At 73.6% G+C, this 23,258-nt stretch carries 16 protein-coding genes and 1 riboswitch; of the genes, 4 read left to right on the forward strand and 12 right to left on the reverse strand.

All coding sequences use genetic code 11. From position 1 onward, the window contains the following. The 3 genes from EBO15_RS36400 to EBO15_RS36410 all read right to left on the reverse strand — a co-directional run. Positions 1-534: RNA polymerase sigma factor (locus EBO15_RS36400; RefSeq protein ID WP_233616686.1), on the reverse strand; the 534-nt coding region annotated here is incomplete at its 3' end. Positions 535-846: 312 nt separating this feature from the next. Next, positions 847-2,430 carry a sigma-70 family RNA polymerase sigma factor gene (locus EBO15_RS36405; protein ID WP_147481820.1) on the reverse strand — a complete coding sequence of 528 codons (1,584 nt, stop codon included), beginning with the start codon at positions 2,428-2,430 and terminating at the stop codon, positions 847-849. A 437-nt stretch (positions 2,431-2,867) separates the two neighbouring features. Continuing rightward, the gene (locus tag EBO15_RS36410) at positions 2,868-5,417 is read right to left on the reverse strand and encodes a substrate-binding domain-containing protein (RefSeq protein ID WP_122199025.1); all 2,550 of its coding nucleotides are present in this window, start codon (positions 5,415-5,417) and stop codon (positions 2,868-2,870) included. A 395-nt stretch (positions 5,418-5,812) separates the two neighbouring features. Here EBO15_RS36410 and EBO15_RS36415 point away from each other — a divergent pair, with 395 nt between their 5' ends. Continuing rightward, positions 5,813-6,973 (forward strand): endonuclease/exonuclease/phosphatase family protein, encoded by a 1,161-nt coding sequence (locus tag EBO15_RS36415; protein ID WP_147481821.1) that lies wholly within the window; start codon positions 5,813-5,815, stop codon positions 6,971-6,973. Positions 6,974-6,990: 17 nt separating this feature from the next. Then, positions 6,991-7,809: a TrmH family RNA methyltransferase gene (locus tag EBO15_RS36420; RefSeq protein ID WP_122199027.1), complete on the forward strand. Its 819-nt coding sequence runs from the start codon at positions 6,991-6,993 to the stop codon at positions 7,807-7,809. 66 nt (positions 7,810-7,875) lie between these two features. Here the strand turns inward: EBO15_RS36420 and EBO15_RS36425 are convergent, their stop codons facing one another. The 4 genes from EBO15_RS36425 to EBO15_RS36440 all read right to left on the reverse strand — a co-directional run bounded on the left by EBO15_RS36425 (position 7,876) and on the right by EBO15_RS36440 (position 15,366). After that, positions 7,876-8,733, reverse strand: a complete 858-nt coding sequence (locus tag EBO15_RS36425) for a hypothetical protein (protein WP_147481822.1) — start codon at positions 8,731-8,733, stop codon at positions 7,876-7,878. Between the two features lie 308 nt (positions 8,734-9,041). Next, positions 9,042-9,410 carry a hypothetical protein gene (locus EBO15_RS36430; protein WP_122199029.1) on the reverse strand — a complete coding sequence of 123 codons (369 nt, stop codon included), beginning with the start codon at positions 9,408-9,410 and terminating at the stop codon, positions 9,042-9,044. Next, on the reverse strand, positions 9,407-13,795 hold the full coding sequence (locus EBO15_RS36435; protein WP_122199030.1) for an SseB family protein: 4,389 nt from the start codon (positions 13,793-13,795) through the stop codon (positions 9,407-9,409). The genes EBO15_RS36430 and EBO15_RS36435 overlap by 4 nt, the downstream gene beginning before the upstream one ends. A gap of 302 nt (positions 13,796-14,097) precedes the next feature. After that, positions 14,098-15,366, reverse strand: coding sequence for an aminotransferase class V-fold PLP-dependent enzyme (locus EBO15_RS36440; RefSeq protein ID WP_122199031.1), 1,269 nt, complete (start codon positions 15,364-15,366; stop codon positions 14,098-14,100). A 54-nt stretch (positions 15,367-15,420) separates the two neighbouring features. After that, positions 15,421-15,537, reverse strand: a riboswitch (SAM riboswitch). Between the two features lie 51 nt (positions 15,538-15,588). On the opposite strand from EBO15_RS36440, the gene EBO15_RS36445 reads away from it, so the two are divergent. Next, entirely contained in the window at positions 15,589-15,969 is a 381-nt protein-coding gene (locus EBO15_RS36445; RefSeq protein WP_122199032.1) for a hypothetical protein, read from the forward strand. A 76-nt stretch (positions 15,970-16,045) separates the two neighbouring features. Here the strand turns inward: EBO15_RS36445 and EBO15_RS36450 are convergent, their stop codons facing one another. The 3 genes from EBO15_RS36450 to EBO15_RS36460 all read right to left on the reverse strand — a co-directional run bounded on the left by EBO15_RS36450 (position 16,046) and on the right by EBO15_RS36460 (position 20,759). Continuing rightward, positions 16,046-18,400 (reverse strand): transglycosylase domain-containing protein, encoded by a 2,355-nt coding sequence (locus tag EBO15_RS36450; protein WP_199745030.1) that lies wholly within the window; start codon positions 18,398-18,400, stop codon positions 16,046-16,048. A 306-nt stretch (positions 18,401-18,706) separates the two neighbouring features. Next, positions 18,707-19,873, reverse strand: a complete 1,167-nt coding sequence (locus tag EBO15_RS36455; RefSeq protein ID WP_122199033.1) for an FKBP-type peptidyl-prolyl cis-trans isomerase — start codon at positions 19,871-19,873, stop codon at positions 18,707-18,709. A 241-nt stretch (positions 19,874-20,114) separates the two neighbouring features. Further along, positions 20,115-20,759, reverse strand: a complete 645-nt coding sequence (locus tag EBO15_RS36460) for a TetR family transcriptional regulator (protein WP_122199034.1) — start codon at positions 20,757-20,759, stop codon at positions 20,115-20,117. Positions 20,760-20,825: 66 nt separating this feature from the next. Here EBO15_RS36460 and EBO15_RS36465 point away from each other — a divergent pair, with 66 nt between their 5' ends. Further along, the gene (locus EBO15_RS36465) at positions 20,826-21,512 is read left to right on the forward strand and encodes a molybdopterin-dependent oxidoreductase (RefSeq protein WP_122199035.1); all 687 of its coding nucleotides are present in this window, start codon (positions 20,826-20,828) and stop codon (positions 21,510-21,512) included. A 7-nt stretch (positions 21,513-21,519) separates the two neighbouring features. On the opposite strand, the gene EBO15_RS36470 is transcribed toward EBO15_RS36465, so the two are convergent. Next, a complete protein-coding gene (locus EBO15_RS36470) occupies positions 21,520-22,935 on the reverse strand; it encodes a glutamate decarboxylase (RefSeq protein WP_325051969.1) in 1,416 nt (471 codons plus the stop codon). A 103-nt stretch (positions 22,936-23,038) separates the two neighbouring features. After that, a partial coding sequence (locus EBO15_RS46515; RefSeq protein WP_233616687.1) for a hypothetical protein occupies positions 23,039-23,258 on the reverse strand: 220 nt, incomplete at its 5' end.

Consider the following 23,258-nt stretch of genomic DNA (forward strand, 5'->3'; position numbering starts at 1 on the left):
GGCGGTGAGCGCGGCGCGGGCCTCGCGGAGCGCGGCGTCCGCCTCGTCCGGGGCCGTCCCGAAGAGCTTGGCGAGGTCGGGGGCGGTCAGCCCGTGCCGGACGGCCAGGTCGAGCATCTCGTGCTCGCGTCCGCCGAGCGCGCCGAGGGCCGCGTGCGCGAGCTCGCGCCGCTCGGCCAGCCGCCCGCGCTCCTGCCGGGACATCTCGCCCGCGCCCGCCTCGGGGGCCTCCTGGCCGGTGCTGCGCGCCGGGTCGTCGCGGCGGCGCAGGCTCTCCTTGCGCGCGATCGCGTAGAGCCAGCCGCGCAGCCGCGCGGGCTCGCGCAGCGCGGTGACGTGCTCGCGCGCGGAGAACAGGCAGTGGCGCAGCGCGCCCGCCGCCTCGACACGGTCGCGGAGCAGGCCGTGGCAGTAGTCGAACAGCGGCGGCGCGAAGGTGTCGTACACCTCGCTGAGCGCGATGACGTCGCCCGTGCGCAGCGCTTCCACGAGCCGGGCGTCGTCGATCGCACCGGGCACGGCCCGACCGGTCACGTGCTGCCTCCCGGATGAGTCCGCGGTCGAAGCCCGCGGCGGTCACTTCCCGCACCGGCCCGATGGCGGACCGGCTTCCTGGTTGACCGATCTTGCCACCGCTCGCCGTCCGATTGGCGCCATGCCGCATTTCGGACGACCGAGAGGCCCTGTTCCGCGGGCGCTCCTACCCGCTGACCATCGCGTTTGCGGGAGTGTGAGGAAAATCTCCCTGCCGTCTCGGAGGCCCGCCGTCACTCGCGGTGCGTGGCGGCGGAGGAGCCGAACGTGATCGTCTCGCTCACCCGTTCACGCCGGACGCGCACTCCCCGGCTACTGGCACGTCCACGACACCGAGACGCTCCCGCCCGGGGTGAACGAGACGGTGCCGGAACCGCTCGCGTCGCAGGCGGTCAGCGTGATCGTCGCATGGCCCGTCCCGCCCGCGTGGAGCGTGCCGCCGCCGGACGCGCTGAGCGGCGACGCCGCGCCGACGCTCCAGGTCACGGGGCCCCCGATGGCCACGACGGTGACCGGGCACTCCGTCTTCTGCGCGGACAGCGCGCAGCTCCCCGGGGACACGGCGAGACGTCCGGCCGGAACCGTGTGCGACGGCTCGGGCGGCGGCGTCGAGTGCGAGACGACCGGACGCGGAGACCGGTGCGCCGGACTCGGCGAGCGCGGGGGCGGCGACGTGGACGACACCGTCGGCGAGGGCGACCCGCTCCGCGTCGGAGACGGGGTTTCGGACGGCCCGGATGACGAGTCCGGCGTGTCGGACGGATCCGCCTCACTGCTCCCGGACGGGTGCGGCGTCCCGTTCGCGTTCGTGCCCCCGGACGAGCCCGGCATCAGCAGGAACCCGACACCGACGATCAGCAGGACCGCCGCCGCGGCGGCCAGGGCGGGCCAGAAACGCGGAGGCTGCCGCCGCGCCTCGTCCTCGCCGTCCCCGGATCCGGAGCCGTCGAGGGAGACCGGCCAGCCGTCCTCGTCGAACGGCTCGGCGCGGTCGGCGGCGGCCGGCAGCCGGTCGAACCGCGCCGGATCGGATGCGGCGGACAGCACGGCCGGACGCAGGTCGGCGGGCATCAGCGCGATCGGCAGCACCTGCAGGAGCCGCGTGGTCGAGACCGTCCGGCTCCGGCGCTCGCGGCACACCGGGCACGCCTCGATGTGCCGGGACAGCCGCCGCACCGCCGCCGGCGGCAGCGGCGCCTCGCCCACGGCGCTTCCGGTGATCGCGGCGACCTCGGGGCAGTCGTCGCGTCCGGTGCGGGCGATGACGGCGACGGCGAGCGCCTCGTCCAGGCGGTGGCGGGCCTGCCGGATCAGCTCGTCGGCGCGCGCCGGCGGCAGGTCGAGGACGGCCCCGACCTCGGAGGCCTCCAGGCCGTGCCGCAGCAGCAGGTCGAGCGACTCGCGCTCGGGCCCCCGCAGGTCGCCGAGGGCGGCGTGGACGAGGCGGCGGGTCGCCAGGCGGCGGGTGCGCTCCGCGTCGTCCAGGAACACGTCCTCGACCTCGGCGGCCTCACGGCGCTCCGCCGGACGCCGCGGATCGCGCAACCGGCGCAGGCACTCGTTCCGGGCGAGCGCGTACAGCCACGCGCGGAAGCTCGCCGGATCACTCAGCCGCCCCGCGTGCGCGTAGGCGGCGAGCAGCGCCGCGTGCAGCGCGCGCGCCGCCTGCTCCTGGTCGCGCAGCAGCGCGTGGCAGTAGTCGAACAGGCGCGCGGCATAGGCGTCCACCAGGCGCGCGAGCGCATCGGTGTCGGCCGCCTGGAACGTGCCGGCCGCCTGGAACGGCGCGGTCGCGTCGCCCGGCGGCGGTCCGGACAGGACGTGCTCCCCCGATCTGGCCAGAGAACGTGCCAGTCGTTCGTCGTCCCGGCGATCGAGCGTTGGCCAACCGGACACGAGGTCCTCCCGCAGGCTGGGCACAGGGGATTCGGGGAGCGCTCGCAGCCTGGCGCGGAAACCGGGGCGGCGCGCGGGGAGTGCCGCCGGGGCCGCCGGATCGCTCGGCGGAGCGGTGATGCCTAGGACGGGCGGAAGGCCGAACGGCCCCGGGGAAGACCCGCCGGAAGAAGAGGCGTGGAGAGTATGCGGAGGCCCGACGGCCCCGCTCCCCGTCGGGCCTCCACACAGAAAGACGGCCGACCCCGCCGTCTGGTTGACACGGGTTGCCAGAGAAATTTCGGTGATTTCGGGCGACCTCCCGTGCTCGTTCCGTGACGAGCGCGACCAGGGTCCCGGGGGAGCGGCGGGACGGCGAACGGCCCCGCCGACGTCGATCGCCGGCGGGGCCGTCGCGGGGTGGAGCGCGGGGCCGTTCGCGGAGTGGGGTGCGGGGGTTACTGCTTGATGCGGCGGGAGAGCATCGCCAGGAAGATCCGGCTGATCTCCTGCGGGGTCTTCGCGACCTCGACGTCACCCCCGGTGAGCTGCGCGATCTGCTTCAGCTCGGCCGGGTTCGTGTCCGGCCCGAAACCGATCATGTTCACCTGGATCGGCTTGTTCGGGTCCTTCTCGGCCTTCAGCTTGGCGAGCGTCTCCTTCAGCGTCGGGCCGTTCTTGTCGTCGTTGGTGCCGTCGGTGAGCAGCACGATCGACGTCCCGAACTCCGGCTTGTACGTCCGCTTCATGTACCTGTAGGCCGCGAGGACGGACCGGTAGATGCCCGTGTCGCCGTCCTTCTTCGGCTTCATCTGCTGGAACTGCGACAGGATCATCGTCCGCCGGGTGCTCGACCCGATCCGCTCGCCGAGCGGGCCGACCGACACGGCCTCCTTGTACGGGACGCCGCCGGTGCCCATGTTCGTGGAGAACATCCAGACGCCGAGCTCGGTGTCGTTCGACATCATGCTCAGGCCGCCCTGCGCGACCTGCTGGATCGCCTGGAGCCGGTTGGTGTTCGGCGCGACCGGCGCCACCATCGAGCCGGACACGTCGATCAGCGTCAGCATCCGCAGGCCCAGCGACAGCTTCGACCACGCCTGCATGACCTCGCCGACGTCCGCGGACTTCGGCGCGGGCAGCTGGCGCACCCGGCCCGCGTCCACGCCGAGCTTCGGCCCGAACGCGGACGGCGCCTTGCCGTCCGCCGACCGGAACCCGAGCTCGCGCACGTCCGACCGGGTCGCGTCGGTGTTCATCGCCTGCTCGAGCAGGTGCGCGGCCCGCTGCCGGTCGGCGTCCGCCGTCGTGACGGTGAACGGGTAGTCGAACATCAGCGTGCCGTCGTCGGGATACAGCGCCTGCGCGGACTCGGACGGGCCGGACCTGTTGTACTTGAACAGCGCCTGCTCCGACGACAGCGCAACCGGCTGGCGGGCGCGCTGCCCCTTGTGGAACTGCTTGAACTGGTCCTCCACCGTCGGGACGGTGCTCTCCCGGACGGTCCGGACGATCCCGGTGAAGATCGAGTCCTTGTTGGCGTCGCTGGCCAGCAGGATGTTGGTGACCATCAGCGCCATCATGCCCGCGCCGTTGCGTCCCGGGTCGGGGACGAGCAGCCGGATCATGTCCGGCGGGATCATCTGGTTCTTGGTGACGCCGCCGCCCTGGACGCCGCCCGCCGCCTTCAGCAGGTTGTCCCACGACGGCGTGGCCGTGACGCCCTGCTTCCTCAGCGTCGACGCGAGCGTGCCGGGCAGCCCGATCACCAGCGGGCTCGTCGCGACCGACGTCTTGGTCCGCTCGACCGGCGCGCCGCCCTTGGCGTTGCCGTGCACCAGCGACGTCCACAGCGAGGAGTCGGGGATCCACACGTCCGGACGCTGGTCGCCGCCCTGGTCCACGGCCGTCCCGGACAGGACGGTCGACACCTCGTACGGACGGCTCCGGGTGACCGTCGCCTTGACGCACTTCTTGCCGACCTTGCGCCGGTCGTCGTTGAACCGCCCGGCGGCCTTGACCACGGCGGGCTCGATGTCCGGGGACACCGCGACCCGCAGGTTGATCGCGTTGTCGCCGGAGCAGCCGCCGCCGCTCTCGGCGAACGCGTACACGCCGACGCCGCACAGCAGCGCCAGGCCGACCGCGCCCGCCATCGGGCCGATCAGCGTGGACAGGCTGCGCTTGCGCTTACGGCGTCCGGGGTCGTAGCCGTCCGGGCCGTCCCCGAAACCGCCGCCTCCATAACCGCCGGAACCGTAACCGCCGGAACCATCGGAGCCGCCATGACCACCAGAGCCGCCATAACCACCAGAGCCGCCGGAGCCGTCGCCCGGGTCTCCGGCGCGTCCGCCGAAGAAACCGGTCGGGCGCTCGCCGGAACGTCCGAGCGTGTCCTCCTCGTCGCCGTACCCCGAGTCGCCGAAGCCGGACCGGAGGGGGCCTCGACGGGAAGCGCCCTCCTGCCCGTACCGCGCCTCGCCCGAGCCGTCCGCGCCGAAGTGCCCGCCGCCGTACTCACCGCCGTACTCACCGCCCGCGGCGCCCTGCCGCCCGAGGCCGTAACCACCCGCGTCGGACGCGCCGGAGAACCCGCCCGGCCCACCGTAGGCGGGCTGCGAACCGGAGTCCTGGCGTCCGAACCACTCGGGCGTCCCCGCACCGGTGGCGGCGGGACCAGTGGTGGCGGGACCGGTGGTGGCGGGACCGGTCGGGAACCCGCCCTGCCCCGCGTTCGGCGACGGACGCGACGGATAGGCGCCCGCCCCCGGGCTCGGGGGCGGACCGGGCTGGTAGGCGCCCTGCCCCGGCGGGGTGGACGGCCCGAACAGGTATCCGCCGGAGTCGCCGGCGGGCTGCTGCGGCTCGCCCGTGACGCCGCCCCGCGCGCTGAACCAGTCGGAGGACGCCCGGCCCTCGTCGGCAGGGTCGTGGGGCGGCCGGGCGTCGTCACGCCCGCCGTCGCCCGGCGTCCCTTCCGGGAGGTCATTGCGATGACGTCCGTTCACGGCTGTCCTCGTTTCAGCAGAAACCCGTCGATGTTCCACGGCACTGTAGTAGTCCGGCCCAGCGGTTACAAAGACCTCAAAAAACCATGATGGCGCAGGTCATGAGCATATGTCCCCTTGGTTCATGGCGTCGGTGGGCCTCCCGCCGAGCGCCCCGCGACCCCCGGAACGACGCCGCCCCGGGCCCTCCGGCCCCCTCCCCGGCGGCCCCCTCGCGCCCCCGCGCCGCCTCCCGGCCGGGCCCGGATCCGGGCCCGAGACGCTTCGCCGGACGACCGGACGGGCCGTCCACGGGAGGGCAACTCTCCTCCGCGCCCGTTCGTCCCAGAGGATGGAGACCTGAGCGGCTTCATACGACGCGGCCCGCCGAGAGCCGCGCGACCGGGGGAGCGGGCGTGAGCGAGACCAGCGACGACAACCCGACCGGACGATCACCAGGGCAACCCGCGGCGCCCACCCGGCCCAGCAGCGACAGCCCGGCCGGGCAGCGCCCTCTGACCAGGGGTGACGTGATCGCTCGTTTCTCGGTGCGGGGGATCCGGGGCGGGGGGAAGGCGCGGCGGAAGGCGCGCGGGCGGGCGTGGCGGAGCTGGGTGGCCTGGGGCGGAGCGGCCGGCTGGGGGGCGTTCGCGTTGCTGCGCTGGTCGGACGGCGACCGGATCCCGGGCCTCGGGGTGTTCGCGGCGCCGGTGCTGGCGGTCACGCCGTACGTCGCCGCGACCGCGCCGATCCCGGTCGTCGCGGCGCTCGTCCTGCGGCGTCCGCGTGCGGCGATCGCCGCCGGACTGGTCACCGCCGGGCTGCTCGCGGCCGTCCTGCCCCGCGCCGTCCCCGGCGGACAGCCCGCCGCCCGGGGTCCTGAGCTGCGGGTTCTCAGCGCGAACCTGAAGTTCGGCTCGGGCGACCCGGCGCGGATCGTCGACCTCGTCCGGCGGATGGACGCCGACGTCCTCAGCCTCCAGGAGTACCCGCCGGAGGCCGTCGCCAAGTTCGAGGGCGCCGGGCTGACCGGGCTGCTGCCCTACAAGGTGACCGACACGCGGTGGGGCGCGGCCGGATCCGGCCTCTACTCCAAGTACCCCCTGCGCGCGCTGCCGTCCCTGCCCAAGACGCAGATGGCCATGCCGTCCGCCGAGTTCACGCTGCCCGGAGGACGGCGCGTCCAGATCACCGCCGTCCACCCCGTCCCGCCGATCAACGCCGAGTCGCTCGGCGACTGGAGGCGCGACCTGGGCGAACTCCCGTCCGGCGGGACCACGGCGAGCGCGTCCGGCGGAGGGGCCCCGGAGGACGGCGTGACCCGCGTCCTCGCCGGGGACTTCAACGCCACGCTCGACCACGCCACCCTCCGCCGCCTCATCGGACGCGGCTACGCCGACGCCGCCGACCGGGTGGGCCGGGGCCTGGTCCCGACCTGGGGAGTCGGGCAGGCGGGGCCGCCGCTGACCATCGACCACGTCCTGCTCGACCGGCGCTGCGCGGTCCGCGACGTCAGGATCCTCGACCTGCCCGGAAGCGACCACCGCGCCCTGTTCGCGCGCCTGCAACTTCCCTGAACAGGCACAATGGGGGGATGGTCCATCAGGTTCCGGTCACCGACCCCGCCGATCCCCGCCTCGCCGACTACACCCGGCTGCGGGACGTGAACCTGCGCAAGAGCCTGGAGGCCGAGCACGGCCTGTTCATCGCCGAGGGCGAGAAGGTCATCCGGCGCGCGATCGGCACCGGTCACCCCGTCCGGTCGCTGCTGATGGCCCGCCGCTGGCTCGACCCCCTCGCCGACCTCCTCTCCGGCGTCGACGCCCCCGTCTACGTCGCCGACGACGACGTCGTCGAGGCCGTCGCCGGATTCCCCGTCCACCGCGGCGCCCTCGCGTCCCTCCAGCGCCTCCCGCTCCCGCCGGTGAAGGACGTCGTCGCGACCGCCCGCCGCGTCCTCGTCCTCGAGGACTTGGTGGATCATGGAAATGTCGGCGCGATCTTCAGGTGCGCGGCGGCGCTCGGGGTGGACGCGGTCGTTCTCGCGCCGCGCTGCGCCGACCCGCTCTACCGGCGCTCGGTGAAGGTGTCGATGGGCGCGGTGTTCGCCGTCCCGTACGCGCGGATGACCAACTGGCGGGACGACCTGGGTGTTCTCCGCGCCGCCGGGTTCGGGCTGTTCGCCCTCACCCCCGACGCGTCCGCCGTCCCCCTGGACGAGGCGGACTTCGGCGACCGCGCCGCGCTCATGCTCGGCTCCGAGGGCGACGGCCTCTCGTCCCACTGGATGGACGAGGCCGACCGGCTCGTCCGCATCCCGATGAGCGACGCGGCGCTCGCGAACGGCGTCGACTCCCTCAACGTCGTCGCGGCGGCCGCCATCGCCTGCCACGACCTCGTCCGCTCCCGCTGAATCCGCACCCGCGAGCCGAAAGCGGCGCTCACCGCGCCGCTTCGCCTGGGCGGGAGCCGGCGCGGGTCACTTGCCGAAGGAGCCGTTGCGGGGGCGGCGGTGGGCGCCGGCCTTGGCGCGCTTGGCGGCGGCCGCGCCCGACGGGGCGGGGCGGCGGCGGCCCAGGCGCAGCTGCGTCAGCAGGAGCGAGCACGCCACCAGGAGCGCCGCGAGCCACGCGATCTGCGTGCTGGCGACCCGCTGGAACGACATCTCCTGAGCGATCGGACGCGTGTTGGCGCGCAGCGTGCTCTGCGGGCTCGCGAGGGACGTGTCCGGCGCGGCGACCGTCGGGCTCGGCGCGTTCGAGGAGATCGGCGGCAGCGCGACCTGCGGGTTGTTCGTCCCGTTGAACGTGCCGTTGGTGCTCGGCGGGGTGTAGGTGCTGCTCGGGCTCGTGGTGTTGTTCGTCCCGCCGCCGCTGTTGTTCGAACCGCCGCCGCCACTGGTGTTCGGGCTCTTCGACGTCGTCGGCTTCGCCGTGGCTCCGGGCTTGGACGGCTTGGGCGTCGTCGGCTTCGGGCTGGTCGGCGTCGGCGACGGGCTCGGCAGCGGGTCGAACACGACCGTGCCCTTGCCCGGCGCGATCACCTTGCCGCCCTGGACGAGCGAGACGTTCACCGTCACGGCCGTCTTCTTCTTCACGTATCCGGGCGCGAGCGTGAAACTCTGCCGGACGATCATGGTCGGCGACGTCACGGACTTGAGGTCGCAGCCGTGCGAGGAGCTCAGCGGAGCGCCGCCCAGGCAGGACACCGGGTCGAGGTCGACGTGCGAGGCGCCCGTGCTCAGCAGCACCTGCGCGCCGGAGAAGTCCTTGTCGGCCTTCGACACGACCGCGATGAGCGTCGCGGACCGGCCCGCCTTCACCTCGTCCTGCGCCACGGACACCGCCATCTGGAACGGCGCCGGCGACGGAGTGCTCGAAGGCGAGTCGGACGGAGACGGATCGGCCGACGCCGGGAGCGCGAGGACCGTACAGGCCCCGACGGCGACCACCGCCGCCGCGCCGAGACCCCTCAGAGCCGGTACGCCTGCCCGCCGCGTAGCCACGCCCGGCCACCTCCGTCGCGTCGTCGTCGAACGCCCGAGTCCCGCTCTACCCGGGAACCCGTTCCCGAATCATGCGAACACGGATCTACAGCCGAAATCAACCCCGTGTCCGATTCGGACGGGCAATCGGGACACTACCGTCAGAGGAACTCCTCACGCACGTCCTCGAGTTCCCCGGACGGCGCCCAGGATTGCCACACGCCCTGATCGATCCGTTCGAGCCCGAGCGCCTCGGCGACCGGCGACCGCCCGCCCGCGTACTCGACCCGCGACCACCCGTCGTGCTCCCCGACGATCACGAACGGCTCGCCGCGCCACCGGCACACCGTCCGGACGTACCGCAGCGACTCCAGCTCGAACGCCGGGACGATCCGCCGGAACCGGTCCGGCCGCAGCTCCTCGAACCCGTCCGTCGGCTTCGCCGCGTACAGCCGGATCTCGCCGTCCGCGCCCGGCACCGCCTCGAACTCCCGCCCGAGCCAGCGCGCCACGTACCCGTCCCGGCTCACCGCGCCACCTCCGTCCGCCCGGCGGGCGTCGCGCCCTCGGGCCGCAGCCACGCCAGCCGGTCGGGGTCGTACATCGCCACGAACCGCTCCGACCCGTCCCGTCCGAGCACGTACATCTCCGCCCCGAACGGCAGCCGGACACTGTCCACCTTGTACTCCCGGATCGACCCGGCGCTCCCCGGCGCGAACCCCGCCCCGGTGAACGGCGGGCGCTCCAGCACCAACCCGGCCTCGCCCCAGGACGCGACCTCCTCGTCGGTCCGTCCCCCGAACGGCACCCGGTACAGGTCCGGGCAGTACGCCGGCCAGCGGATCACGTGCACCGACTCGTCCGCCACGGAGAACGGCGCGTCCGCGTAGAGCAACCCGAGCGTCTCGTACAACTGCCCGGGCGTCTGAAGCTCCGCGACGTCCGCCGTCTGATGGACGAACCCGCCCACCCGGTCGTACCCCTGCTCCAGATACCAGGCGACATGCGCGTGCGGGACGACCTTCTGCATGATCGTCGGCTCGGACCCGAGGTCGCCGTCCTCGACGACCCGCCGCCGCTCCCCGGCGGCCCCGAACGCCGTGACCCCGGCGAACGCCCCGACCTCGCCCGGCCTCCCGGCCCGAGCCCCACCGGGCATCCCCGGAACCCCGGCCCCCGGCCCACCCGGCGCGCTCGCCTGAACGGCACTGGACGCCGCATCCGACGGGCCTGTGTGAGGGGCGCCCTGAGCGGGAGCGACAACCCCACTCGGCGCGTTCGCAGCGATGCCATTGGACGGTGCGTCCGACGGACCTGCCTGGGGCGCCGCCTGCGGGGGAGCACCTACGGGACCCGGCGCGTTCGCGCTGTGTGCGTCCGTGCCGAAGCCGTTGGACGGAGTGTCCGGCAGACCCGCCTGGGGCGCCGCCTGCGGGAGAGCCCCAACGGGACCCGGCGCATCTGCGCCGATGCTGCCGTGCGCGTCCGCTTGGACGGCGCTGGGCGGTGCGTCCGACGGGCCTGCGTGGGGTGCGCCCTGCGGGGGAGCGACAACGCCACTGGGCGCGTTCGCAGTGATGCTGCCGTGTGCGTCCGTTTCGAAGGCGCTGGACGGAGCATCAGGCGCGCCCTGGGCTTCGGGCCCGGGGGCGGCGGCAGGCGCTGGGCCCGCATCCTGCGTGGGGGCGCCGACTCCGGTGTCCGCGCCGACACCGCCACGTGCGTCTTCGCCGAACCTGGTGGACGAGGCGTCCGGCACGCCGGGCGCCTCCCCGTGGGGGCTCCGAGGCGCGTCCGGGACGTGGCCGACCGGCGCGGCACCGGGCATGCCCGCGTGCGGGACGCCCTGGACACCAGCGCCGGCGTTGACGGCGTGTTCGCCGGAGGCACCGGAAGGCGTTCCCGCCGCGTTCGCGGTTTGCCGGGCTCCAGGGGTGTGAGCGAAGGGCGTGAGAGCCGAGGCGTCCGGCTCGGCCTCCGGGACGGGCTGGACGAGCCCGACACGGATCGCCCACTCGCTGAGCGCCCGCACCTGGTCACCGCGCAGGGACGCGCCGATCCGGGTGCCGGGGTTGAGCAGCATCGCCCAGTCCTCGCGCGGCCATGCGGCGATCAGCGCGCGGAAGTCGGCGTACACGAACCGCGACTCCGGCAGTACCTCGCGCAGGCGCACGAGCGACGTGAACACCTGCACGGCGGACGAGCCGCGCAGCGCCGCCTCCCAGCGGAACTCCTGCTGCGTCGGCGTGACCTGCAACGGCGCGTCCTGCGGGATGGGCACCAGCACGTTCGCCGCGAGGAGCACCCGCAGGAACGCGTCGGAGTCGCCGCCGAGCGCCGCCTCGTACAACTCCTGGTCGATCCGGTTCCCCGGCTCGAACATCGCTTCGGGCGCGGGCACGCCCTCAGGCTCCGCCGCAGCCTCGGCGTCACCGCCGCCGACCACGTCCGCCTGCCCGGCAGCGCCGACGTGCCCGTTGGCCTCCGTGGGGCCGGCGATGTCGCCGTGCCCGTTGGCCTCTGCGAGCGCGGCCGCGCCTGCGTCAGTGCGGCCGTCGGCCTCGGCATACCCGGCCGCGTCCGCCTGCCCGGGAGTGTCACCGTGCCCGTTGGCCTGCGCGTATCCGGCCGCGCTCGACGGTTCGGCGGCATCCACGCCTGCGGGGTCGGCGGGGGTTGCGTCCACGACAACGTCCGCATGCCCGGTGCCGTTCGCGTTTCCAGCGAGGGGCGTGGGGCCGACGGTGGGTGTGCCTTCGGTCGTGTCCGTGTGCTCGGTCGTGTCCGCGTTTCCGGGCGTGCCTGTGCCTGGGGCCCAGGCCGCGTCCGGGTTCGCGGGTGCGTCCGGGTAGCCGGACGGTGCCGTGCCTGGGGATGCGTCGGCCTGCTCAGGCGCGTCCGGGAGCCCGGCGGCGTTCGAGTAGGCGGACGCGTCGGCGCTCGCCGGAGTCTCGGCTTCCGCGTTCGCGTCCGTGCCTGCGTCGGCGGGCGCGGCCGCGGTCGACGGGGCCGCTTCCGGTGGGGGCAGGTGTCCGTTCGCGTGGGCGAGGTCGAGTGCGTCCGCCCGGCCGTTCGGGTTGACCTGCGCGGACGGCTCCGCGGAGGCGGGCCCGGCCGGGAGTTCCGCAGGGGCGGAGGGGGCCGGGGACGGCTCGGCGGGGCCGCTGAGGGCCCGGACCTGCTCGCCGGGGATGGCGGCGTCGACCGGGGTGCCGGGGTTGAGGACGAGGGTCCAGTCGGTGTCCGGCCAGGCGGCGACGACCTCGAGGAAGGTCGGCATGACGAACCGGGACGATCCGACCGCCTCGTTCATCCAGCGCAGCGACGTGAACAGCTGGATCGCGACGCGGCCGTGGACGCGGGTGGGACGCCACGGGAACTCGGGGTCGTCCGGGGTGATGCCCCACGGGGTCTCGGGCTCGGCGGGGACGAGGACCTGCGCGCCCAGCAGGACCTTGAAGAACGCGTCGGTGTCGCGGCGGACGGCGGCGTCGAACAGGCGCTGCTCGACCTCGTTCTGCGCCTCGAACTCCTCCGACATGCGGCGGGCGGCGCGCTGGTCGGCCCAGGTCGCGAGGCCGGAGAGCTGCTCGGCCAGGATCGTCCCGCCCGCGGGGGAGCCGGGGTTGACCGCGAGCGCGCTCGCGTGCGCGGGCCAGTACCGCAGGATCAGCGGGAACGCGACGCGGATGGAGTCGGCGCCGGTTCCGGCGGAGTCGGCCAGCCGTTCGGGGGAGGTGAACACCTGGACGAAGGTCACGCCGTCCGTCTCGCGGGTCCGCCACTGGAACGCGGCGCGGCCCGGACGGAGCGTGAAGTCGGTGTCCGGGCCGACGGGCACGAGGACCTCGGCGTCGGCGAGGGTCTGCAGGAACAGGTCGTGGTCGTTGTCGGACGCGGCGCGCAGCAGCGAACGTTCCACGTCGTTGGCGGGCTGGAACTCCGGGCGCGGCTCGGTGCGCGGAAGGTCGCGGTGCCGGCCCTGGAGCTCCTCCCAGGGCTCGTCGGCGTCCCGCCGGGGCGTGATCACGGGGATGGGGTCCACGGACGTCGCGGCGGGCGACGCCTCCAGGGGCGACACCACAGGCGCCACCGCGGGCGACGCGGGCGACGCGGGCGACGCCTGCGCGGGCCTGGGCGGCTCAGGGACGGGCGGCATGTCGGCCATGCCGGGCGGAAGCGGAGGCTCGCCCTCGTCCCCGGCGGGCCCGGACGTGTCGCGCCCCGTGTAGACCGACAGGTCGGGGAGCGTCGCGCGCGGGTCGTCCAGGCGGGGACGGGACGCCTGCTGCGGCCCGCCCGTCGACCTGCCCGCCACCGACACGTCCCCCTCGGAGGCGGACGGCGCCGGAACCGTGTTCTCCGGCGCGGCGTGGCCGGGCTCCCCGAAGGGGCCGCCGGGACCCGGGTGCGCGCCGTCCTGAACCGGCGCCTCACCGGGAGGCGCGGACGGGTCGGGCTGGTGGTGCCCGGCGAGCGGCGGGCGCGCGTCGCCCTGCGCGAGCTGGAGGAGGAACCAGGAGGGGAGGCGGCCCTCTATCGGCAGGGACACGTTCCGGACGGCGTGGGACGGGACGTCCACCGCGAGCCACCAGTTGTTGTCCGGCCAGGTCTCGGCGAGGACGGTGAAGCGCACCCGGACGTAGTGCCGGTAGGACGGGCCGAGGCAGGCGCGCATCGCGGTGGGCGAGGTGTAGACGAGCACGAAGGTGCGGTCGTCCTCGTCCTGGGTGGGCCAGGTCGGCTGCCGCTCGTTGGCGAGGATGGCGTCGACCATGTCGGGTGGGACGGGGACGACGAGCTCGCTCTCGGCCAGCAGCCGGAAGTAGCCTTCCTGGTCGCCGCTCCGTACCGCGTCCCCCAGTCGGCGTTCGAGCTCCGACGTGGGTTGCCAGCCGTCGGCCACGGTCGCCACCCCCCTGTTTCATCCCGCCCCGGACCTTCCCCCGCCCGGACCCCGACGCCGGGAGGCGGGCCCGTTGGGCACCTTACGGACCTGCTTACGCTACATGGGCGAACAGAGCTAAAGCGCCCAGTCGGCCGGTCCGCGGACGGCCCTCGAGCCGGTCTCGGGCCAGTATGGCGCGCGACGGTGACATTCCTACGCCATCGGCCGGAGGCCAGTGCCCCGTCCAGGGGACCCCGGCCTCCGGAAAGTGACGGACTTCTAACCCTGAGGCAACCTCTCCGCCCTGGTCCACACGGGTGCCGACCTGGTCAGCGGGCTCGGGCGAGGGACGCGACCGCGTCGATGAGCCGGTCGACGTGCGCCTCGGTGGTGCCGATGCCGAAGCTGGCGCGGACGGCCGAGTTCCGCCCGTCCTCGCAGCCCTCGCTCACGGACGCGTCGAGCAGGTGCCGGACGAAGGGGTGCGCGCAGAACTTCCCGTCCCGGACGCCGATCCCGAACCGCCCGGAGAGGGCGAGCGCGAGGTCGCGCGCCTCCCAGCCGCGCACGACGAACGACACGATCCCGACGCGCGGCGACCGGTCGCCCCACAGGGTGAGCTCACGCACACCCGGGATCCCCGCCAGTCCGGAGCGCAGCCGGGCGAGCAGCCGCTCCTCGTGCTCCACGAGCGGCGTCCAGCCGGTCGCGGTGAGCGTCTCGCACGCGGCGGCCAGCGCGAGGACGCCGAGGACGTTCGGGGTGCCCGCCTCGTGCCGCGCCTCGGGGTCGGCGTGCCAGTGCGCGCGGTCCCCGTGCTCGTCGACGGACGACGTGGCCCCGCCGCCCTTGAGGTACGGCCCGGCCGCGCGGAGCCAGTCGGACCGTCCGGCCAGCACGCCCGCGCCGAACGGCGCGTACAGCTTGTGCCCGGAGAACGCGACGTAGTCGAGGCCGAGCGCGGTCATGTCCAGGCGGCGGTGCGGGACGAGCTGCGCCGCGTCCACCGCGATGCGCGCGCCGTGCGCCCGCGCGACCGCGGCGAGCTCCGCCAGCGGCCAGACCTCGCCGGTCACGTTGGACGCGGCGGTGACGACCAGCAGGCGCGGCCCGGCGGGGGACTCGGCGAGCGCGCGCCCGGCGGCGGCGACGGCCTCGGTCGGGGAGGACGGCGCGGGCAGCCGGACGGCCCGGCGCCACGGGAGGAGCGTCGCGTGGTGCTCGGTCTCGAACACCACGACGGTCGTCCCGGACGGGACGCAGTGCGCGAGGAGGTTCATCGCGTCGGTGGTGTTGCGGGTGAACACGACCGACGAGCGCCGGCGCGCGCCGAGGAAGCCCCGGACGGTCTCCCGCGCCTTCTCGTACGCGGCCGTGGTGACCTGGGACGCGTAGCCCGCGCCCCGGTGCACGCTGCTGTAGTACGGCAGTGCCTCGGAGATCGCCTCCCGCACCGCCTCCAGACAGGGGGCGCTCGCCGCGTAGTCGAAGTTGGCGTAGGGGACCTGGCGGCCGTCGTCCAGCGGGACGGGCGCGTCCGTCCCGATCACGGAGGGGGTGAGTCCGGCGAAGGGGGATGCGAGGGCGGTAGCGGACATACGTGTGCATTCCTCGGGATCAGGGATCCCGAGGGCCAGGCCCTGGATCGACGGGATCCGCGCTTGCCGGGACGCGAAACCACGTCCGGCCTGGTCTTCACCCGGGGCACCCCATCGCGGACGAAGGGTTGCCGGCCAGCTAGCCGGGGCTTGACGCTGGCGCTCATGACCTGGTGCGAAAGTATAGGAGGACGCGAAGAGGATCAAGTCGGAAGGGCATCGATGGGGCACGGGGTGATCAGGACGCTGGTGGCCGGGGGAGCGCTGGCGGCGAGCGCGGCGGCACTGCTCGCGGGCTGCGGGGGCGGCGGGAACTCGGCCGCGACCTGCGGAGACGCGAAGAAGGCCTACGAGCGGTACATCGGCGGTGTGCGCGCGGTGTCGGCGGCGGACGCCGCGCAGTGGCGGCAGCCGACCGAGCAACTCGCCGCGAACCTGTCGGGTCTGGCGGACAAGGCGTCCGACGACCGGCTCAAGAGCGCGCTGAAGGACCAGGCGGACAAGCTCCGCGCCGCCGCGGGGACGGTCGCGACCGGCGACGTCGAGCAGCTCAACGCGACGCTCGCCGCCGCCCCCACCGCCCTCGGCACCGCCTGCGGCTGACCCGCCGGGCCCCTTCGGCGGGCATGAGAAAGGGGTCCCGAGTGAACTCGGGACCCCTTCAGGTCGGATGGTGGGGTCAGAAGCCCAGGTCGCCGACGCCGGGGTTGGTTCCCCCGCCGCCTCCGCCTCCGCCGCCGGTTCCACCACCGCCACCGCCGCCGGTTCCTCCGCCGCCGCCACCGGTGCCGCCTCCGCCGCCGGTTCCACCGCCGCCGCCACCCGTGCCGGGGCCGGTCGGCTTGCCCGTGGGACGGTGCGTCGGACGGTCGGTCGGCTGGTCCGGAGGCGTCGTGTTGTGGCCGGGCTTGGTCGGCTTGCCCGTCGGCGCCTTCGTCGTCGGGGTGTCGGTCGGGCGGTTGGTCACCGGCCCCTGGTCGTAGCCCGTGTTGATGGACGGCGGGTCGAACGACTTGGCCTCGATGTTCTTGATGGAGACCGCGTCGCCCATGTAGCTCTTCCAGATCTGCGCCGGAAGCTGGCCGCCGTAGGACCCGTAGCCCGGGATGTTCAGCGGCTTGTTGTCGCTGCGGAACATCGCGACGGTCGTCTGGAGCTGCGGGATGAACCCGTTGAACCAGATCGCCGCGCCGCCGTTGGTGGTGCCGGTCTTGCCCGCGACGTCACGTCCGTCGTTGAGCTGGGCGCCGGTGCCGGTGCCGCCCTCGACGACCTTCTGCATCGCGTAGGTGGCGTCCCGCGCGACCTGGTCGCTGAAGACGTTGTCGCCCTTCTCGGAGAACTCGTCCGAGCTGCCCTTGTTGTCCTCGACGGAGCGGACCACGTACGGGGTGCGGTGCGTGCCGCCCGCCGCGAAGGTCGAGTAGACCCCGGCCATCTCGATCGGGTGGACGGAGATCGGGCCGAGCGGCAGCGACGGCGCGGCGTTGGCGCCGTTCGCGGTGAGCTGGCTCTTCGGGATGCCGAGGTCCTCGGCCATCTTGGTCACCTTGTCGAGCCCGACCTGCTGGCCGAGGTTGACGTAGGCGGTGTTCACCGAGTGCTCGGTGGCCGTGACCAGGTTGATGTTCCCGAACTGCTCGTCGGAGTCGTTGTGCAGGGGCGTGCCCGCGAAGGTCTGCGGGGACGAGCCGTCCTCGGTGGTGTCGAGGGTGAGGCCGTCCTTGAGCGCGGCGGCCAGCACGATCGGCTTGAACCCCGAGCCCGGCTGCGCCCAGTCGTACCAGACGCTCGAGCCCATCTCGTCGAGGTAGTTGCGGCCGCCGTAGAAGGCGAGCACCTGCCCGGTGGACGGGTCGACCGACACCAGCGCGGTGCGGATCTTCTTGCTCATCCCGCTCGGGACGTTGTTGTTCACCGCCTGCTTGGCGGCGTCCATGAGGTTCTTGTCGAACGTCGTGACGATCTTCAGGCCGTCGCGGTTGATCTCGTCCTCGGTGTAGCCGCGGCGCTCGATCAGCTCCTTGCGGGCCACGTTGATCATGTAGCCGTTCTGGCCGCGGTAGACGTTCTTCAGCTTCTGCTTGCGCGGCTCGGGGAACGTCATCTGCGCCTGCTGCGCGGGCGTCAGGGCCTTGTCGCGGACCATGTTCCCGACGACGGCCTGCCAGCGCTGCTTGGCGTAGGTCAGGGACGCGCCGGACGGGTCGCCGAACGGCGTCGGCTGCTGGATCGCCGCGGCGAGGTAGGCGCCCTCGGACGGGGTGAGGTCCTTGACGTCCTTGTTGTAGTAGGCGTGCGCGGCGGCCTGGATGCCGTAGGCGTCGCGGCCGAAGTAGATGGTGTTGAGGTACTGCTCGAGGATCCAGTCCTTGGACTTCTCCCGGCCCACCTTCAGGGAGACCATGATCTCCTTGAGCTTGCGGGTGACCGAGCGCTCCTGGCCGATGCCGCCGTAGTAGTTGCGGACCATCTGCTGGGTGATCGTCGAGCCGCCCTGCAGCTGCTTGCCGGTCGCGGTGGACCAGAGCGCGCGGCCGGTGCCCTTCACCGAGACGCCGGGGTCGCTGTAGAAGCTGCGGTTCTCGGCGGCGATCACCGCGTCCCGGACGCTCTTGGGGACCTGGCTGATCGGCACGGCCTCACGGTTGGTGCCGGTCTTGGCGATGACCGTCTTGCCGTCCGCGTAGTAGTACGTCGGGCCCTGCGCGACGGCCGCCTGCGACGGCGACGGAACCGGCGTGAGCAGGTAGGCCACGGCGAACGCGGCGACCCCGAGGCCGATCAGCCCGAGGAGGGCGAACGCCGCCCGCCGGGCGTACCGCACGCCCCGGCTGCGCCGCTTGCGCGGTCCTCGTGGCGGGGCTCCGGCGGTGCCGGCCGCGGTGCGGGCGGCCTCGGCGGCCTTGACCCCGGCGGTGTTCGGGCTTTCGGCGATGCCGCCGAGCCGCGCGGCCCGTCCCGCCCGGGACGAGACGTCCTTGTTCGACCCGGCGGACGAATCGCCCCCCGGGGTCCTGTCCTTGCTGCTCACTGGCCCCCCGTGATTTTTTCGTTATCGACGATACCCGAGGGGTTCGGTGCGTCGGGCGGCTCATCGAAGCAGATGGCCCCCACTAGAAGACGACGGGAACGCCCCCGAGGTTCGCGTGGCACAGGTCACAGGCCGCCCTGAGGAGAACGGCTCGGAGGTGCCGGAGAACGTCCAGGTCACGGGCCGTCGAAAGGCGGACGGCTCCCGGTCTGTCCGCTAACGGACAACCCCGGACGGACGGAAAACGAACGGCGGGGCGGCCCGGTTCCGGGCCGCCCCGCCGTTCGGGACGTCAGAGGCCGGCGATCAGCCGGTCTTGGCCGCCCCGAGGATGTCGACGATGAACACGACCGTGTCGGTGCCCTTGATGCCGGCCTGCGGGTTGCCGGCCTTCCCGTAGCCGTCGGACGGCGGCAGGATCAGCATCACGCGGCTGCCGGCCTTCAGGTCGCGCAGGCCCTTGAAGAATCCGGGCATCGCGCCGGGCGGCGGGTCGGCCAGCGGGAACGCCGCGGGCGCGCCCTTCTCCCAGGACGAGTCGAAGCTCTTGCCCGTGCCCCAGATCTTCCCGACGTAGTTCACCACCGCGGTGTCGTCCTTGGTGGTCGCCGGACCGGTGCCCTCGATCAGGGTCTTGACCTGCATGGTCTTCGGCGGGTCGACCTTCGGGATGGTGACCTTCGGCTCCTTGCCCTTCTGGGGCTCGACCGTCGGCAGGTTCTTGTCGGTCAGCTTCTGCTCGGTGCCGGACGCCTCGGCGTTGGTCGGGATGACCTTGAGGATGTCGGCGACGAACACGACCGAGTCGCCCTCGGCCAGGCCGAACTGCTGCGCGGACTGCGGGTCGAAGCTCTGGTCCGGCGGGATCTGCAGCACGACGCGGCTGCCCTCGGCCTTGCCCGTCAGGCCGTTCTTCAGGCCCTTGACCTGGAGCTTGTCGACCGGCAGCAGCTGCGGGCCGGGCTGCGGGTTGAGCTCGGACTTCTCCCGGGTGTCCAGCACCTTCTTGCTGGTCGAGCCCTTCTTGTCCGACGAGCCCTTCGGCGCCCACTTGTAGATCTCGTACTGGAGCAGCGCCAGCGTGTTCGCGCCGATCTTGGTGCCGCCGCCGGAGACCGTCTCGGTCACCTTCAGCGTCTTGCCCGGCGTGATCGAACCCGGGATCTTCACCTTCGGCGCGCTCCCGAACGCCCCGGTCACCTCGACCTTGGGCGCGGGCCGCGTCACGTACCAGGTGGTGCCCCCGGCGATCGCGAGCACGGCGACGACCGCGACCACGATCGCGATGTTGCGCCGCTTCTTGGCCTGGGCGGCCGTCAGCCCCGAGGGCTTCGCGGACGGCTTGAGCGGCTGGCCGCCCGTGCGGCCGCCGCTGATGCCGTGCGGGGTGAACTCCGGGCTCCGGATGTTCTTGGCGTTCGGCAGCTTGGCCTTGACCGCCGGCTCACCCCGGGGCTTGTCGTCGTCGGACATGTCTCTCCACTCGCTCCGGGTTCGTCGACACCACTCCAAAGGTCAACCACCCTGCCAGGCCACACCTAAGGTCGTTGTGAAGAACAGGGAGAGACCAGGCCCGCAATCTACCGTCCCGAGCCCGAAGATGGCGCTCCCGGCGAGCGCGGATCATGGACCGAAACCTCCGGCCGCGTCCCCGGGGGGCCGCGAAACCCCTTTCTGCGGGGGTGAGCAGGCACGACGCGGACTGACCGGGGAGTCAGTTCACGGGGCGGATCCCGAGCAGGACGGCCGCGGTCTCCGCGACGAGATCATCGGCGGACGCCGGGATCGGCGTCCCCTCGCGGAGGTGCCGCGCCACGACGCTCTGCGGGACGTCCACGACGGCGAGGACGACGCGTCCGGGGTCGGGGGGAAGGCCATGCCGGCCGGCAGGGGGGGCGGGGTGGCCGGTGGGATGGGCGGCGGGGAGGGCGGCGAGGCGGGTGGCGAGGGCGTCCAGCGCCTCGCGGACGCGCCGGTTGCCCCGCGCGAGACGGTCCTTGTCGGCGTCCGGCCATTCGGCTTGTCCGAAATCCCGTGGTCCGTACTGGAGGACCAGGGCCTCGCGGGGATGGGCGCGGCTCCAGGAGACCACGTGGCGGGCGGCGTCCAGGGCGGCGCGGTCGGCCGGTCCGCTGGTCGCCGCGGCGACGAATCCGTCCTGGAAGCGTTCGAGCGCGCGCAGCCAGACGGCCGCGAGCAGCGCCGCCGCGCTGGGGAAGCGGTGGTACACCGAGCCGCTCGGCGCCCCGGCCGCGCGCGCGACGGCCGCGACCGTGACGCCCGCCGGCCCGGCCTCGAAGGCCAGGTCGACCGCCGCGTCCAGCAGCCGGTCGCGGTCGTGCCGCGCAGGTCGCCCCATGCCGGGAGCGTACCGGTGGGGTACGCTCCCGAATATTGGAGATCGCTCTCTAAAAAGGAGGGGCGTGTGAGCGTCGCATCCGGTCTGCCGCCGGGCCAGGTCCCGGCCGGGCACCGCCCGTTCGGGCTGCCGCGTTTCGGTCCGGTCGTCCCGCGCGTGCGCGGCGCGGCGGTCGTGACGGTCACGGGGGCCGTCCGGAACCCGGGCCAGTTCCCCGCCACGGAGCTCGCCGCGCTCCCGGGACGGACGGAACGGGCCGCGGACCTGCACTGCGTCACGACCTGGAGCGCGCTCGGCCTGGCCTGGGGTGGGGTGCCGTTCCGCGACGTCCACGCATATCTCACTCATGAGGTGCGGATCGGGCGGGCCGTGCGCTGGGTCACCTTCACCGGCCTGGACGGCTACGCGTCCACCCTGCTCCTCGACGACGCGCTCGCCCCCGACGTCCTGCTCGCCGACACCCTGGACGGCGCGCCCCTCGCCCCCGGCCAGGGCGCGCCGCTGCGCCTGGTCGCCCCGGCGCACTACGGCTACAAGAACGTCAAGCACGTCTGCCGGATCGAGTACCGCACCGCCTACGACGCGGGCTCCGCGGGCTGGAAGGGCCACCCGCGCGGACGCGTCGCGTACGAGGAACGCAGCCGCTACCTGCCCGGACGCGTCTGGCGTCCGCTCTGGCGCGCCCTCCTCCCGAAGTCCCGCGCCGCCTACGAGTCCGGCCGTGCCCGCACGACCGGGGAGGAACGGCCATGAACGCGGGTCAGTGGTGGAACGACGGGCGGGCGGGGGCGCCGGTCGTGCCGCCGGACAAGCGCTCCAGGCAGCGTTCGAGATCGTCGACCAGGAGGGAGATCTCGTCCCGGCCGATGCCGTGCCGGACGAGGACCCGCTGGACGACGGTGCCGTCCCGGTCGGCGGGAAGCGGGTAGGACGGCACCTGCCAGCCGCGCACCCGCAGCTGCTCGGTCAGGTCGTACAGCGTGAAGCCGGTGTGGTCCGACTTGAGCTTGTAGGACACGGCGGGCAGGGCGCCGCGCCCGTCGTAGAGCAGCTCGAACGGCCCGAGCTCGGCGATCCGCTCGCCGAGCCAGCGGGCGGTGTCGGCGCACGCCCCCTGGACGCGCCGGTACCCCTCCCGGCCCAGCCGCTGGAACAGGTAGTACTGCGCGACGACCTCACCGCCGGGACGGGAGAAGTTCAGGGCGAAGGTCGGCATGTCCCCGCCGAGGTAGTTCACCCTGAAGACCAGGTCCTCGGGGAGCTCGGCCGCGTCCCGCCACACCACCCAGCCGACGCCGAGCGGCGCGAGCCCGTACTTGTGCCCGGACGCGTTGATCGACACGACGCGTCCGACGCGGAAGTCCCAGGCCAGGCCGGGTTGCAGGAAGGGCGCGACGAACCCGCCGCTGGCCGCGTCGACGTGCACCGGGACGTCCGCGCCGGTCTCCCGGTGGATGCGGTCCAGCTCGGCGGAGATCGCGGCGACCGGCTCGTAGTCGCAGGTGAACGTGACGCCGAGGATCGCGACCACGCCGATGGTGTTCTCGTCGACGTACGCGGCGAGCTGGTGCGGGCGCAGGCCGGTCGCGTCGTCCTCCAGGGGGATCTGGCGGAGCTCGACGTCGAAGTAGCGGGCGAACTTCTCCCAGCAGATCTGCACCGGGCCGCACACCAGGTTCGGCTTGTCCGCCGGCTTCCCCTCGCGCGCGCGGCGCTGCCGCCAGCGCCACTTCATCGCGAGGCCGCCCAGCATCGCCGCCTCGCTGGACCCGGTCGTCGAGCAGCCGATCGTGGTCGCCTCGGCGGGCGAGTTCCACAGGTCGGCCAGGATCCGGACGCAGCGCGCCTCGATCTCGGCGGTCTGCGGGTACTCGTCCTTGTCGATCATGTTCTTGGCGACGCACAGGTCCATGAGCCGGCGGATCTCGTCCTCGGTCCAGGTGGTGCAGAACGTCGCCAGGTTCTGCGCGGCGTCGCCGTCCAGCATCAGCTCGGCGTTGATCACCTCGAAGACGGCGCGCGGGTCGGCCATCCGCTCGGGCATCCGCGCCCGGGTCAGCGCGCGCCCGCCGGGCGGCTCGGCGAACAGGTCGTCGTACACCGCCGGGACGCGCCGCGCGGGCCCGGTCCTGACCTCGTCCTCGTCGTCGGGGCCGGTGGCCCTGTGCAGTCCCACGTCGTCCTCCCTGGAGGCGATGAACCCGGGGCGGGGACCGGGGCGCGGCGGCCTCGTCCCCACCACGGCAGGCCGGGCGGGCGCCGTCCCGGCCTGCCGCCGCTCACCTGCTACAGGAGCAGGAGCTGCAGTTGTCGGAGGTGTCGGCGGTCGGGTCGTAGTGGTCCTCGACGGGTTCCAGGGTGAACTCCTGGTCGGGTGTCTCCTCCTCGGTGATCTGCGGCTCCACGGTCCCTCCTTCTCCTCGGCGCGGCCGCCGTCCGGCGGCCGCGGTGCGGTGGCCCGGTGACGGGCCGGGTTCCCCGCGCCCGCGCCGCTCAGGC

This window comes from Actinomadura harenae, from assembly GCF_003696215.1.
GTDB classification, from domain to species: domain Bacteria; phylum Actinomycetota; class Actinomycetes; order Streptosporangiales; family Streptosporangiaceae; genus Spirillospora; species Spirillospora harenae.

Bases quoted from the DNA above. Each gene is read 5' to 3' on its own strand.
- EBO15_RS36420 (WP_122199027.1), top strand. From the start codon at position 6,991: ATGGTCCATCAGGTTCCGGTCACCGACCCCGCCGATCCCCGCCTCGCC.
- EBO15_RS36440 (WP_122199031.1), bottom strand. From the start codon at position 15,366: ATGTCCGCTACCGCCCTCGCATCCCCCTTCGCCGGACTCACCCCCTCC.
- EBO15_RS36445 (WP_122199032.1), top strand. From the start codon at position 15,589: ATGGGGCACGGGGTGATCAGGACGCTGGTGGCCGGGGGAGCGCTGGCG.
- EBO15_RS36455 (WP_122199033.1), bottom strand. From the start codon at position 19,873: ATGTCCGACGACGACAAGCCCCGGGGTGAGCCGGCGGTCAAGGCCAAG.
- EBO15_RS36460 (WP_122199034.1), bottom strand. From the start codon at position 20,759: ATGGGGCGACCTGCGCGGCACGACCGCGACCGGCTGCTGGACGCGGCG.